This is a genomic window from Leifsonia sp. NPDC058248 (assembly GCF_042881905.1).
Lineage (GTDB): Bacteria > Actinomycetota > Actinomycetes > Actinomycetales > Microbacteriaceae > Leifsonia.
Genome location: NZ_JBHVXB010000010.1, coordinates 104,448 through 117,846, shown reverse-complemented (window position 1 = coordinate 117,846; position 13,399 = coordinate 104,448). Strand labels below are relative to the sequence as shown.

Sequence of the window (13,399 nt, the reverse complement as noted above, 5' to 3'; positions counted from 1 at the left end):
GGGTCGAAAGCCGCGATTTCGACCCATCAACTCAGGACTCGCGTGCTGGGCGGCGGCGCGGGCGGGGCGGGACGGGCGGGGTCGCGCAGCTCGGGCGCGACGGACTCCGGCCGGAAGCCGCGGCCGATCATCTTCGCGGTGAACTGCTGCACGAGCGGCATGGCCGCGTCGAGCGCCAGCCGCAACGGCTCCGGCAGCGGATCGGGCAGCAGCGCAGCACCGCCCGGCCGTGCGATGCGCCGGTGCGCGGCCAGCTGGATCGACTGCATGCGTGCGACCGGCGGGAGACGCCGCTCCTGGATGGCGTCGAGCACCCGCAGGTCCACGGAGCCCGCGCGCAGGGGCGCGACCAGCGCGTTGGCCGCGGCCACCGCATCCTGGATCGCGTAGTTCACGCCGACGCCGAAGGCTGGCGACATGGCGTGCGCCGCGTCGCCGATGGCGAGCAGCCCGGTGCGATACCAGCGCTGCAGTCGGTTGATCTGGACATTGAGCAGCTTCACGTCATCCCAGCTGCCGATGCTCTTCACGACCGGCGCGAGCACCGGGGCCGTCGTGGCCAGCACCTCGTGGAACGCGTCGAGCCCCTTCGCCCTCAGCTCGTCGAACCCGCCCTTCGGGATGATCAGACCGGACTGGTAGTAGTCGCCGCGGTCGATCGTCACGATCATCCCGTGCTGGTCGACGTAGGCGAGCGTGCTCGGCGGCACCGGCTCGGGCTTCGGCAGCCGGAACCACAGCACGTCGATCGAGACGCCGAACGCGCGGGGGCGCAGACCGGCGGCCGACCGGACGACCGAGTCACGGCCGTCCGCCGCCACCGTCAGCGCGGCGCGCACGTCGAACTTGCCGTCGGGTCCGCGCGCCGTGACGCCGCGGATCCCACCGCCCTCCTCGATCACGCCCGTGGCCTCGGTCATCATCAGCAGGTGGAACCCCGGGTAGTCGGCGGCCTCCGCGGCGAGGAAGTTCAGGAAGTCCCACTGCGGCGCGAGCACGAGGAAGTCGTCGGGCGGCGCGAGACGGCTGAAGTCGATCGGATGCAGCCGGGTTCCGTTCACCACCGCGTCGAGGGTCCGGATGCTCGTGTGCGGCAGTCCGAGGAACCGTTCGCGCAACCCCAGTTCGCCGAGCAGCGTGAGGGTCGAGGGGTGGATCGTGTCGCCGCGGAAATCGCGGAAGAAGTCCTCGTGCTTCTCGAGCACGACCACGTCGAGTCCGGCGCGGGCGAGGATGAGGCCGAGCATCATGCCGGCCGGACCGCCTCCGGCGATCACACAGGACGTTTCCATGAGCAATCCCTTCCGACGCTAAGCGTATGCTCACCCTCATGGCCATCATCGGATCGGTCGTGATCGCAGCCGCCGTGCTCGTTCACCTCGTCTTCTTCGCGATGGAGAGCGTGCTGTGGTCGTCGCCGAACGTGTGGCGGCGGTTCGGCGTCGCCTCGCAGCGCGACGCCGACGTCGTGCGGCCGATGGCGTACAACCAGGGCTTCTACAACCTGTTCCTGGCCGGGGGCGCGGCGGTGGGCCTGGTGCTCTACTGGACGACCCTGCGCGATGTCGGCTTCGGTCTGGTGTTCTTCTGCGCCACCTGCATGGTGCTCGCCGCCCTCGTGCTGCTCACGACCGGCCGCCGGTATCTGCGCGCCGCCCTGCTGCAGGGCGTGCTGCCCATCGTCGGGCTGGTGCTGCTGGCGATCGGCTGACCAGGCCGGCCGTTCAGTCGATGATCTCGCCGTCGACCGCGATGTCGTTGATGTCGACGCGCAGGGTCTCGATGAGTTTGGCCGCGTGCGGCGTCGACATGATGACCCGGGAGTACTCCTCGCCCTCGAGGTCGATCACCACGGCGGCGCGCTGCTTGCCCTTGATGAGCAGGAAGTCCTTGCCGCCGTGGAACTTCCAGGTTCCGATCGCGAGCGTCAGCGGCACCGCCGCACCGGGCGCGCGAATGCCGCGGATCCAGATCCACGGGTCTTCGGTGATCGACACCGACCGGATGCTCTCACGCGGCAGCACGAGGTCCTCCCGTTTGAAGGCGAGCACCTTCTCGGCCGCTGTGAGGTGGATCTCAAGTCGGTCGGAGTGAACGTGCAGATCGGCCATACCCCTATCCTGCCAACTCCACTGCTCCTGGTGTGCGTCGAATGCTCACAAAGCCATAACCGTCTGCGCAGCGGATTCGCACACGATGAGCCGAGGTTCCAGCACTGTACGCTCATCTGGTGGCAACCCAGCGTCGGACTCCGGGATCGCAGACCTCCCTGCGCGAAGCGAACCGGGCACGCATCGTCAATGCCATCAAACGCCACGGCGGCCTGACGCAGATCGAGCTCGCGGGCGCGACCGGGCTCTCCCCCGCGACCGTGTCGAACATCGTCAAGGAGCTGTCGAGCTCCGGGGTGGTGAACACGTCGCAGAGCATCCGGAGCGGTCGCCGTGCTCAGCACGTGACACTCGCCCACGCCCTCGGACTCGTCGTCGGTGTGCACGTCTCGACCCGGCACATGCGCATCGCCCTCGCCGATGTCGCGCACACCGTCGTGGCCGAGCACCACATGCCGCTCGCCAAAGACCATCGAGCCGACAACGAGCTCGACAAGATCTCGCTGCTGCTCACCGACATGCTCGACTCCGTCGACGCCGGGCGCGACGAAGTGCTCGCGGTCGGAGTCGCCGTCCCCGCGCCGATCGACCAGGCCACGCACACGGTCGCACGGCTCGGGATGATGCGGGGCTGGGACGGGGTGCCGATCGCCGAGTCGCTGGAACGCCGGGTCAAGCGCCCGGTCTGGGTCGACAACTCCGCCAATCTGACGGCGCTGGCCGAGACGCGGCTCGGTGTCGCCCGGTCGAAGCGCAACACGGTCACCCTCGACATCGCCGACACGATCGGAGCCGGGCTGGTCCTCAACGGACAGCTGTACCGCGGCTCGCACGGCATCGCCGGAGAGTTCGGTCACACGGTCATCCGCGAGAACGGACCGCTCTGCCGGTGCGGGAACCGCGGGTGCCTGGAAGCGATCGCGGGCGGGCCCGCCATCCTCGACGAGTTGCGCGACCACCTCGGCAGTCTCAAGCTCGGCGACGTCGTCACGCAGGCGATGGCAGGGGATGCGCGGTGCATCCGGGCCATCGGCGACGCGGGTCGGCACATCGGCGAGGCGACCGCGAACCTCTGCAACCTGTTCGACCCCGAGATGGTGGTGGTCGACGGCGAGCTGGCCCGAGCCGGCGAGCTCCTGCTCGGGCCGCTGCGCCACGCGGTCGAGCGCTCCATCATCGGGGGCGGCGACATCGGGCCCGAAATCGTCGAAGGCGCGCTCGGCACCCGAGCGGCGACACTGGGCGCGGTCGTCTACGCCGTCGACCGTGCCGGCGTCGGAGGAGAGCCCCCCTCCTACTGATGCGCACCATGACCCTTCATCCCACCCGAACCATGCCACGACCCCTGCAACCAACCACGCCACGACCCGAACGGAGGCCCCGATGACGCTCGCGAAGTCCCTCCTCGCCGCCGCGACGGCACTCCTCGTCGTCGGCGCGCTGTCGGCCTGCACCAACGCTGTGACCCCCGGCGTGCGGCCCAGTCACGACCCGCAGACCGCCAAGATCGGGCTCCTCTTGCCCGACTCCGTCACCGCGCGCTACGAGAACGCCGACAAGCCGTACTTCGAAGCCGAGCTGAAAGCACTGTGCCCCGGCTGCAAGCTGCTCTACGCCAACGCGGACGGCGACGCCAGCAAGCAGCAGCAGCAGGCCGAATCGATGCTGGCGCAAGGCGTCAGCGTTCTCGTCCTGGACCCGTTCGACTCGCAGGCAGCGGCCTCGATCGCCGTCGAGGCGAAGTCCGACGGCATCCCGGTGATCTCGTACGACCGGCTCGTCCACAGCAAGCACCTGGACTACTACATCTCGTTCGACAACGAGAAGGTCGGCCGGCTGCAGGCGCAGGCACTGGTCGACAAGCTGAAGGCGAGCGGCGCCGGCCGGGGCGACCACGGCATCCTGATGCTCAACGGATCGCCCACCGATAACAATGCGGCCCTGTTCAAGAAGGGCGCGCACTCGGTGATCGACGCCAGCGGTTACACGCTGCTCGCCGAATACGACACACCGGCCTGGGACCCCGCCAAGGCGCAGGACTGGGTCACCGGGCAGATCACGCAATACGGCGACCGCATCGACGGCATCTACGCGGCGAACGATGTGCTCGCCGGAGCCGCCATCGCGTCGCTGAAAGCCGCGGACGTCACCCCGCTGCGGCCGGTGATCGGTCAGGATGCCGAGCTCGCCGCCGTGCAGCGCATCCTCGCGGGCGACCAGTACATGACCGTGTACAAGGCGATCCAGCCGGAGGCGGAGAAGGCGGCGCAGCTCGCCGTCGCCCTCACGCGCTCGGAACACCCGCGCGCCGACACCACCGTCTCGGTGGGCGGGGCGAAGATCGCGTCGTTCCTGCTCAACGTGACCCCCGTCACCGCCGCCGATGTGGAAGGTTCCGTCGTGAAGGACAAGTTCTACGGACCGGACACGACAGCGAAGATCTGCGCCGGTGACTACAAAGCCGCCTGTGCCCAGCACGGAATCGGATAGGAACACCGTGACGATGGAGAACTCAGGCTTCGCGGAAGCCGCGAACCCGCGACAGCCCGTGCTCGCGATGCTCGGCATCTCGAAATGGTTCGGAGCCGTCCAGGCGCTGACCGATGTCGACTTCGAGGTGTACCCGGGCGAAGTGGTGGCGATCGTCGGCGACAACGGCGCCGGGAAGTCGACGCTGATCAAGATCCTGGCCGGTGTGCACACCCAGGACGCCGGGACGATCCTCTTCGACGGCGACCCGGTCGTCATCCCGAGCCCGGCGGCGTCGCGCGAACTCGGCATCGCGACGGTCTTCCAGGACCTGGCGCTCTGCGACAACCTCGACGTCGTCGCCAACCTCTTCCTGGGACGCGAGGTGTCGCACGGGACGCTCGACGAAGAGGAGATGGAGAGCCGGGCGTGGAGTCTGCTCCGCCAGCTCTCGGCGCGCATCCCGTCGGTGCGGGTGGCGGTCGCCACCCTGTCCGGCGGTCAGCGCCAGACGGTCGCGATCGCCCGCTCGCTCGTGGGCGAGCCCAGCATCGTGATCCTCGACGAGCCGACGGCCGCCCTCGGCGTCGCACAGAGCGCGGAGGTCCTGAACCTCATCGAGCGGCTGCGCGAGCAAGGACTGGGGGTCATCCTGATCAGCCACAACATGGCCGACGTGCAAGCCGTCGCCGACCGGGTGACCGTGCTGCGCCTCGGCCGCAACAACGGAGACTTCCGGATACCCGACGTGAGCTACGAAGAGATCATCTCGGCCATCACGGGCGCCACCGACAACGTGGTCAGCCGTCGCGCGGAACGCCTCGGCGACCGGGGAGACAGCGCATGACCCGCACGAGACCGGCTCCCACGCCGCCGCAGACCGACCGGCTCCCCCGCGGCGAGAGCATGCGCGACGCGATCGCCGGCTTCGGCCACCGCGTGCGCGGCGGCGACCTCGGGTCACTGCCCGTCGTCATCGGCCTCGTGCTCATCTGGGCCGTCTTCCAGCTGCTCAACCCGACGTTCCTCTCCCCGCAGAACCTGGTCAACCTGGCCGTGCAGTGCGCGGCCGTCGGAACGATCGCGATCGGCATCGTGCTGGTGCTGCTCATCGGCCAGATCGACCTCTCGGTGGGCTCGGTGAGCGGGCTGTCCGGCGTGATCGTCGGGGTCACGTTCGTCAACCTCGGCTGGCCGCTTGCGGTCTCGATCGTCGCGGCGATCCTCGCCGGAAGCGTCCTGGGGCTGATCTACGGGTTGCTCTTCACCCGCTTCGGGGTGCCCAGCTTCCTGATCACGCTCGCCGCGCTGCTCTCGGTGCTCGGCCTCCAGCTGTGGGTGCTCGGGAGGAACAGCACGATCAACATCCCGTTCGACTCGCCGCTGGTGTTCTTCACGCAGCAGCTGTTCCTGCCGCCGTGGCTGGCGTACACGTTCGCCGGGCTGGCGGCGCTCGGGATGTTCCTCTCCGACTGGCGAACGACCGTACGGCGGCGTCGCGCCGGGCTGACCGAGGGGTCGCTGACCCTGATGGCGGTGAAGGCCGGCGTGCTCCTCGTGGCCCTCTGCGTAGTGGTCTGGTATCTCGCGCAGGACCGCGGCGTCGGTGCGATGTTCCTGCTCTTCGTGCTGCTGGTGGCCCTCATGAACTTCCTGCTGCGACGCACACGGTGGGGCCGGTCGGTCTACGCGGTCGGCGGCTCCGTCGAGGCTGCGCGGCGGGCGGGCATCCGGGTGGACCGCGTCTACATCAGCGTATTCGTGCTCTGCTCGAGTTTCGCAGCCCTCGGCGGGGTCCTCGCGGCCGGGCGGCTCGCGTCCGTCTCGCTGTCGAGCGGTGGCACCGACACGAGCCTGAACGCCATCGCGGCGGCGGTCATCGGCGGCACCAGCCTGTTCGGGGGACGCGGACGGGCGTGGTCGGCGCTGGTCGGCATCCTGGTGATCCAGTCGATCTCGAACGGGCTCATCCTGCTCAACCTCGACAGCTCGTACCGCTACATGATCACCGGTGTGGTCACGCTGCTCGCGGTCATCATTGACTCGCTGTCACGTCGTTCGCGCGCGTCCCACGGTCAGGCGTAGGGCCCGGGCATCCGGTGGGTGCCTGAGCTGCGAGTGTGGGAAAGTGGTCGAGTGACGCGCACGACCACTTTCCACGCCCGGCTGCTGCGGCGGGACGCCCAGCCGCAGACGGTCACCGTGCGTGCGCCCTCAGACTCCCCGCCGCGAACGCTGCGGCGTGCGGCCGGCGGCGGCGGACTGCTCACGTTCGACGTGTACGCGCTGGTGGATGCCGACGGCTGGCCCAACGAGGCGACGTACTCCTACGTGGAGTCGGTCTCGCGCTCGGCTGCGGACGCCGACATCTGAGCCGCACGGCCTCCGGCCTTCTCGTCGAGGGGTGGATTCGAGCTGGGGTCAGGCGTCGGGCACGGCCGACGCGGCGGCGGCGGCTGCCCCGGGCAGCGCGCTGAGGATGCGATCGACGGCGGCGTCGTCGTGGGCCGCGGTCACGAACCAGGCCTCGAACACGCTCGGCGGCAAGGACACCCCCGCGTCGAGCATCGCGTGGAAGAACGGCCGGTACCGGAACGCATCCTGCCGTTGGACCTCCGCGTAGGTGCGCGGGGCCGACGCGAAGTCGCCGAAGACGAAGCTGAACAGGTTGCCGGCGCGCTGCACGCGGTGGGCGACGCCGGATGCCGACAGCGCGTCCGACACCGCGGAGGACACCGTGTCGGCCACGATGTCGAGACGGTCGTACACGGCCTCGTCGGCGAGGGCCAGCGTGGTGAGCCCGGCGGCGACCGCGACCGGATTGCCGGACAGTGTGCCCGCCTGGTAGACCGGGCCGGTGGGCGCGAGGAAGTCCATGAGCTCCGCTCGTCCGCCGAGGGCCGCCAGGGGCATCCCGCCCCCGATGACCTTGCCGAACGTGACCAGGTCGGGCACGTAGCTGCGGTCGAGACCCCAGAAGCCGGCCTCGCTCACCCGGAAACCGGTGAGCACCTCGTCGAGGATGAGCAGCGCCCCGAACTCGTGCGCGAGCTCGGTGAGCGCGGCGTTGAAACCCTCGTCAGGCGCCACCACGCCCATGTTGGCGGCGGCGGCCTCGGTGATGACGGCGGCGATGTCGGGACCGTGTGCCTCGAAGGCGGCGCGCACAGCGCCGAGGTCGTTGTACGGCAGGACGAGCGTCTGCGCGGCCGTCGCCTCGGTGACGCCGGCCGACCCGGGCAGCGCGAGCGTGGCGAGACCGGAGCCTGCCTCGGCCAGGAGGCCGTCGGAGTGGCCGTGGTAGTGGCCCGCGAACTTGATCAGCAGCGGGCGGCCGGTGAAGCCGCGCGCCAGCCGGATGGCCGTCATCGTCGCCTCGGTGCCGGTCGAGACCAGGCGCAGCTTGTCCACGAACGGCACCCGTGCGAGCACGGCCTCGGCCAGCTCGGTCTCCGCCGGCGTCGAAGCACCGAACGACAGGCCGCGTGCTGCGGCCTCCTGCACGGCGGCGACCACGGCCGGATGCGCGTGGCCCAGGATCGCGGGACCCCACGAGGCGACGAGGTCGACGTATTCACGGCCCTGCGCATCCGTGATGTACGGACCACTGGCCGAGACCATGAACCGCGGGGTGCCGCCGACCGACCGGAACGCGCGCACCGGCGAATTGACGCCGCCGGGGATGACGCGCAGAGCGCGCTCGAACTGCGCGAGATTGACGTCGGAGAGGGCGGCGCCGTCGGCCAGAGCCTGCTCGTCGCTCATCGCAGCCACCTCGCCACCTCCGTCGCCCAGTAGGTCATCACGGCGTCGGCTCCGGCGCGGCGGGCTCCGACGAGGGTCTCCTCGATGATCCGGCGGCGATCGATCCAGCCGTTCGCGGCGGCGGCCTCGACCATCGCGTACTCGCCGGAGACCTGGTACGCCCACACCGGCACGTCGCTGATCGCGGCGACGTCGGAGAGCACGTCGAGGTAGCTGAGAGCGGGCTTGACCATGAGGATGTCGGCGCCCTCCTCCAGGTCGAGTCGCGCCTCGCGCAGGCCCTCGCGGCGGTTGGCCGGATCCTGCTGGTAGGCGCGGCGGTCGCCGCTGAGCTGCGAGTCGACGGCCTCGCGGAAGGGGCCGTAGAAGGCCGAGGCGTACTTCGCGGAGTAGGCGAGGAGGACGGTGTCGATGTGGCCGGCCTCGTCGAGGGCGTCGCGCACGGCGGCGACCTGGCCGTCCATCATGCCGCTGAGGCCGAGCAGCTGCGAGCCGGCCTCCGCCTGGGCGATCGCCATATCGCGGTACCGGATGAGGGTGGCGTCGTTGTCGACGTGACCGCGCGCATCCAGGACACCGCAGTGCCCGTGATCGGTGAACTCGTCGAGGCAGAGGTCGGTCTGGAGCACGATCGCGTCTCCCACCTCGGCGGCGACGGCGCGCGTCGCGACGTTCAGGATGCCGTCAGGGTCGGTGGCTGCGGAGCCCACGGCATCCCGGGTCTCGGGAACGCCGAAGAGCATCACGCCGCCGACGCCGGCCTCGGCCGCCTCGGCGACGGCGCGCTTGAGGGAGTCGATGCTGTGCTGGACGACGCCCGGCATCGAGCCGATCGGCAGCGCTTCGGGCGTGCCCTCACGCACGAACATCGGCAGGATCAGCTCTGCGGGGTGGAGGCGGGTCTCGGCGGTCAGCCGGCGCAATGCCGGGGACTGCCGCAGGCGCCGTGGTCTGACAACGGGGTGCGTCACTTCGCTCACCGGTCAAGCCTACGCGCGTGCCGGGCGGGGTCCCTGCGCGGCCTCCCAGCTCGCCTGCTCGCCGCCGCCCCGCTGGCCGTCTCGCCGCTCGCGTTGCCTGGCATCGCCTCCGCCGTGGCGCGATCCCGCTGAGTCGTTCCAAATTGTCGCTATAGGGGCCGATTCGGCACTGATAACGACACTTTGGAACAACTCACGGCGCCCGGGAGGCGCGCACCTGTGGAGAACCAGGAATCTGCGGGAGCCTGCCCGAGCGCTCTAGGAGCGGGCGTCGGCGGAGTCCGAGGCGGAGTCGGAGCCCGACGAAGGAGCAGACGCAGCCGCAGACGCGGACCCGGACGCACCCGCAGACGCGGCGTGGACGACGGCCTCGATGAGGGAGGCTGCGGTGCGCTCGGCGGCGACGGCGTCGACGCGCAGGCCGAACGCCCGGGCGTCGCGAGCGGTCTGCGGGCCGATGGCCGCGACCAGCGTGGTCTCCGGGATGGGCCCGAGCTGGCTCTGCACCTGCTCGGCGACCGAGCCGCTGGTGACGAGGATGGCCTGCACGAGCCCGTCGGCGACATCCCGGACCACATTCTCGGGAACGGGGACGCCGATGGTCCGGTAGGCCACGACCGACTCCACGTGGTGGCCGACGCGCTTGAGGCCCTCCGTGAGAAGGGGCTTGGCGATCTCCGAGCGCAGCGTGAGGACGCGCAGCGGCACGACGCCGGAGGTCGCGGCCTCCCACTCGGCCAGCAGGCCGCGGGCGGAGTTGTCCTCCGAGGGCACGAGGTCGACCTTGTAGCCGGCGGCGGCCAGGGCTGCCGCGGTCGTCTCGCCGACGGCGGCCACCCGGGTGGTCGGCGGCACGACGGCGCGCTGCGCGCTCAGCACGTCGACCGTGGTGGCGCTCGTCACGGTCATCCAGTCGAACTCGCCGGCCGCCAGACGGGCGAGAGCCGCCTCGAGCGCGGACGCGTCGGCCGTGGGGGCGAAGTTGATCATCGCGGCGACCACCGGGGACGCGCCCTTGGCCCGCAGGTCGGCCGCCACCGAATCGCCCCAGGGCCCGCCGCGCGGCACGAGGACGCGCCAGCCGGTGAGCGGCTTTCCGGTGGATGTCGTGGACGTGGTCATCGCGCGCTCCCGAGCGGTGCCAGGCCGGCGGCCCCGGCGCCGAGCAGTTCGGCCACGACGCGGTCCCCGACGTCGCGGGCGGCTGCAGCGAGATCGTTGCGGCTCAGCGAGTCGGGTGTCGCGGCGTGGGATGCAGTGAGCTGTTCGGTTCCGTCGGGCCGGTACACGGTCGCGGTGAGGAACAGCAGCCCGTCGTCGATGATCGCGGTGGCGCCGATCGGTGCGGCGCATCCGGCTTCGAGTCCGGCGAGGACGGTGCGCTCGGCGGTGACGCAGGCGCGGGTGGTGGCGTGGTCGACGGCGGAGAGGGCCTTCGCGATCGGGCCGTGCCGTGTCTCGTCGCCGGCGCGCACCTCGATGGCGAGCGCTCCCTGACCGGGCGCGGTCGGCACCTCGGAGAGCGGGAAGCTCTCGGTGACGGAGTCGGAACGCCCGAGCCGGCCGAGACCCGCGGCCGCGAGCACGACGGCGTCGAGGTCGCCCTCCGCCACACGCCCCAGCCGGGTGTCGACGTTGCCCCGGATGTCCACCACCTCGAGGTCGGGACGCTTGGCCTTCAGCTGCGCGACCCGGCGCGGCGAGCCCGTTCCGACGCGGGCCCCCTCGGGCAGCGTCTCCAGGGTGAGGCCGTCGCGGGCGCACAGTGTGTCCCTGGCGTCCGCGCGCTTGGGCACGGCGCCGATCACGAGCCCCGGATAGTCGCCGGTGGGCAGGTCTTTCAGCGAGTGGACGATGAGGTCGCACTCGTCGGCGAGAAGAGCATCCCGGAGTGCCGTGGCGAAGACGCCCGTGCCCCCGAGGTCGGCCAGTGAGTCGCGCGAGGTGTCGCCGTGGGTCGTCACCGTGACGAGCTCCACGTCGAGGCCGGTCGCCTTCGCGATCGCCTCGGACACCGCAGTGGTCTGGGCGACAGCGAGGGCGCTGCCACGGGTGCCGACACGCAGCACGCCGTTCCGGCGCTCGGACGGCCCGGATGCTCGACTCACCGAAGCGCTCACGGCGCCAGCCCCGCAACGGCCGGCTTGAAGCCCAGCCGGACGTTCTCGCAGCATCCCGGGCGGCAGACGTCGTACCAGGGGCCGAGCCCCGTCATGGCCGGGCGCTGGTCGACGGGCACGCCGTCGCGGCGCTCGAGCACGAGGTCGACCAGACCCTTCACGTAGGCGTGGTGGGTGCCGGGGGTGGGGACGCGCACGGCGACGAGGCCGTTCTGCTCGCTGGTCTCCATCGCCTCGTTGTCGAGGTCCCACAGGACCTCCATGTGGTCGCTGACGAAGCCGAGCGGCACGATGATGACCGCGCGGACGCCCTTCGCAGGAAGTTCTGCGATGGCGTCGTTGATGTCGGGCTCCAGCCAGGGCATCGACGGCGGGCCGCTGCGCGACTGGTAGACGAGCTGCCACGTCACGACGCCGTCGGTCGCAGCCTGGGCCACGACCTCGGCGACGGCCAGGTGCTGGGCGGCGTAAGCGCCGCCTTCGCCGAAGCCGCGCTCGGCCGGACCGGACTTCGCCGCGTCGCTGGACGGGATCGAATGGGTGGAGAACAGGATCTCGATCTCGGTGGCCGGGTCGATGCCGGGCACCTTTCGCTGAACTTCGGCCAGCGCGTCGCGCACGCCCTCGATGAACGGCTCGACGAAGCCCGGGTGATCGAAGAACTGGCGCACCTTGTCGATCTGGATGGTGCCCTCCAGCCCGGTCTCCTCCAGCGCGATCGCGAAGTCCTCGCGGTACTGGCGGCAGCTGGAGTACGACGAGTACGCGCTCGTGGCGATCGCGATGACCTTCGTGAAGCCCCGCTCGTTCGCCTCGTTGAGCGCGTCTTTCAGGTACGGGTCCCAGTTGCGGTTCCCCCACAGCACGGGCAGGTCGATACCCCGGGATGCCAGCTCGGCTTGCAACGCGGCCTTCAGCTCGCGGTTCTGGTCGTTGATCGGCGAGACGCCGCCGAAGTGGCGGTAGTGGTGCGCCACCTCCTCCAGGCGCTCCTCCGGGATGCCGCGGCCGCGGGTCACATTGCGCAAGAACGGGATGACGTCGTCCTGCCCCTCGGGACCGCCGAAGCCGGCGAGCAGTATCGCGTCGTAGGCGACCGGCTCGGTGACGTACTCGGGGCCGTCGGCTGCCGCCGGCGTCGCATCCAGCACGCGCCCGGCGGCCGCCGCGCCGACGGTCGTCGTGCCGGTGGTGGCGGTTCCCGTCACTGCAGCACCTCCACCAGCTCGGCCGGTGCGATGCGGCGGCCGGTGAAGAACGGAACCTCTTCGCGCACGTGGCGGCGGGCATCCGTCTGGCGCAGGTCGCGCATCAGGTCGACGAGGTCGGTGAGCTCGTCGGACTCGAGGGGAAGGATCCACTCGTAGTCGCCGAGGGCGAAGGATGCGACGGTGTTGGCCAGCACGTTGCGGAACGCTGCGCCCTTGCGACCGTGCTCGGCGAGCATCCGGCCCCGCTCCTCGTCGGGGAGCAGATACCACTCGTAGCTGCGCACGAACGGGTAGACCGTGAGCCAGTCCCGCGGCTCCACGCCGCGCAGGAAGCCGGGCACGTGAGACTTGTTGAACTCGGCGTCGCGGTGCACGCCCATGGCGTTCCAGGTGGGCAGCAGTGCTTTGAGGAGCTGCGTGCGGCGCAGCTGGCGCAGACCCCACTGGAGGGTCTGCGCTTCGGGGCCGTGCAGCCAGATCATCACGTCGGCGTCGGCGCGCAGGCCGGAGACGTCGTAGAGGCCACGCGTGGTGACCTCCTGCAGCTCGAGGTCGGCGATGACGCCTTCCAGTTCACGCACTGCTCGCGGCACGTCGGTGCCGTCGAGGTCATCGGGTCGCGCCGGATCACGGCGCAGAACGGCCCACAGGGTGTAACCGCTCGGATTGTCTTGGGGGATGGTCGAATCTGCCGGTGCGGCAGCCGGGTTGCTCATACCCCACAGTCTCTCTCTCAAACCTGT

14 protein-coding genes are annotated in these 13,399 nt (G+C 70.5%); 6 read left to right on the top strand and 8 right to left on the bottom strand.

Features of this window, described 5'->3' with window-relative positions; genetic code table 11:
* Positions 1-26 precede the first annotated feature (26 nt).
* Positions 27-1,292 carry an FAD-dependent oxidoreductase gene (locus tag ACFVV5_RS16330; protein ID WP_387246192.1) on the bottom strand — a complete coding sequence of 422 codons (1,266 nt, stop codon included), beginning with the start codon at positions 1,290-1,292 and terminating at the stop codon, positions 27-29.
* Positions 1,293-1,330: 38 nt separating this feature from the next.
* Here ACFVV5_RS16330 and ACFVV5_RS16325 point away from each other — a divergent pair, with 38 nt between their 5' ends.
* A complete protein-coding gene (locus ACFVV5_RS16325) occupies positions 1,331-1,711 on the top strand; it encodes a DUF1304 domain-containing protein (RefSeq protein ID WP_387246191.1) in 381 nt (126 codons plus the stop codon).
* Positions 1,712-1,724: 13 nt separating this feature from the next.
* On the opposite strand, the gene ACFVV5_RS16320 is transcribed toward ACFVV5_RS16325, so the two are convergent.
* Entirely contained in the window at positions 1,725-2,111 is a 387-nt protein-coding gene (locus ACFVV5_RS16320; RefSeq protein WP_387246189.1) for a hypothetical protein, read from the bottom strand.
* A gap of 119 nt (positions 2,112-2,230) precedes the next feature.
* Between ACFVV5_RS16320 and ACFVV5_RS16315 the strand changes: the two genes are divergently transcribed.
* The 5 genes from ACFVV5_RS16315 to ACFVV5_RS16295 all read left to right on the top strand — a co-directional run bounded on the left by ACFVV5_RS16315 (position 2,231) and on the right by ACFVV5_RS16295 (position 6,953).
* On the top strand, positions 2,231-3,412 hold the full coding sequence (locus tag ACFVV5_RS16315; RefSeq protein WP_387246187.1) for an ROK family transcriptional regulator: 1,182 nt from the start codon (positions 2,231-2,233) through the stop codon (positions 3,410-3,412).
* Positions 3,413-3,494: 82 nt separating this feature from the next.
* Positions 3,495-4,601 (top strand): sugar ABC transporter substrate-binding protein, encoded by a 1,107-nt coding sequence (locus tag ACFVV5_RS16310; protein WP_387246185.1) that lies wholly within the window; start codon positions 3,495-3,497, stop codon positions 4,599-4,601.
* Positions 4,602-4,614: 13 nt separating this feature from the next.
* Positions 4,615-5,427, top strand: a complete 813-nt coding sequence (locus ACFVV5_RS16305; protein ID WP_387246260.1) for an ATP-binding cassette domain-containing protein — start codon at positions 4,615-4,617, stop codon at positions 5,425-5,427.
* Complete coding sequence (locus ACFVV5_RS16300; RefSeq protein ID WP_387246183.1) at positions 5,424-6,665, top strand: sugar ABC transporter permease; 1,242 nt, start codon at positions 5,424-5,426, stop codon at positions 6,663-6,665. Before ACFVV5_RS16305 ends, ACFVV5_RS16300 begins: the two co-directional genes overlap by 4 nt.
* 51 nt (positions 6,666-6,716) lie before the next feature.
* On the top strand, positions 6,717-6,953 hold the full coding sequence (locus tag ACFVV5_RS16295) for a hypothetical protein (RefSeq protein WP_387246181.1): 237 nt from the start codon (positions 6,717-6,719) through the stop codon (positions 6,951-6,953).
* A 48-nt stretch (positions 6,954-7,001) separates the two neighbouring features.
* On the opposite strand, the gene hemL is transcribed toward ACFVV5_RS16295, so the two are convergent.
* From hemL to hemQ, 6 genes are all read right to left on the bottom strand, one after another.
* Complete coding sequence (gene hemL, locus ACFVV5_RS16290) at positions 7,002-8,345, bottom strand: glutamate-1-semialdehyde 2,1-aminomutase (RefSeq protein ID WP_387246179.1); 1,344 nt, start codon at positions 8,343-8,345, stop codon at positions 7,002-7,004.
* Positions 8,342-9,316 carry a porphobilinogen synthase gene (hemB, locus tag ACFVV5_RS16285; RefSeq protein ID WP_387246258.1) on the bottom strand — a complete coding sequence of 325 codons (975 nt, stop codon included), beginning with the start codon at positions 9,314-9,316 and terminating at the stop codon, positions 8,342-8,344. Before hemB ends, hemL begins: the two co-directional genes overlap by 4 nt.
* A 267-nt stretch (positions 9,317-9,583) precedes the next feature.
* The gene (locus ACFVV5_RS16280) at positions 9,584-10,447 is read right to left on the bottom strand and encodes a uroporphyrinogen-III synthase (RefSeq protein WP_387246177.1); all 864 of its coding nucleotides are present in this window, start codon (positions 10,445-10,447) and stop codon (positions 9,584-9,586) included.
* Positions 10,444-11,445 (bottom strand): hydroxymethylbilane synthase, encoded by a 1,002-nt coding sequence (gene hemC / locus ACFVV5_RS16275; protein ID WP_387246175.1) that lies wholly within the window; start codon positions 11,443-11,445, stop codon positions 10,444-10,446. Before hemC ends, ACFVV5_RS16280 begins: the two co-directional genes overlap by 4 nt.
* A complete protein-coding gene (locus ACFVV5_RS16270) occupies positions 11,442-12,653 on the bottom strand; it encodes a ferrochelatase (protein WP_387246173.1) in 1,212 nt (403 codons plus the stop codon). The genes hemC and ACFVV5_RS16270 overlap by 4 nt, the downstream gene beginning before the upstream one ends.
* Positions 12,650-13,372 carry a hydrogen peroxide-dependent heme synthase gene (hemQ, locus tag ACFVV5_RS16265; protein ID WP_387246171.1) on the bottom strand — a complete coding sequence of 241 codons (723 nt, stop codon included), beginning with the start codon at positions 13,370-13,372 and terminating at the stop codon, positions 12,650-12,652. The genes ACFVV5_RS16270 and hemQ overlap by 4 nt, the downstream gene beginning before the upstream one ends.
* Between the last annotated feature and the right edge of the window lie 27 nt (positions 13,373-13,399).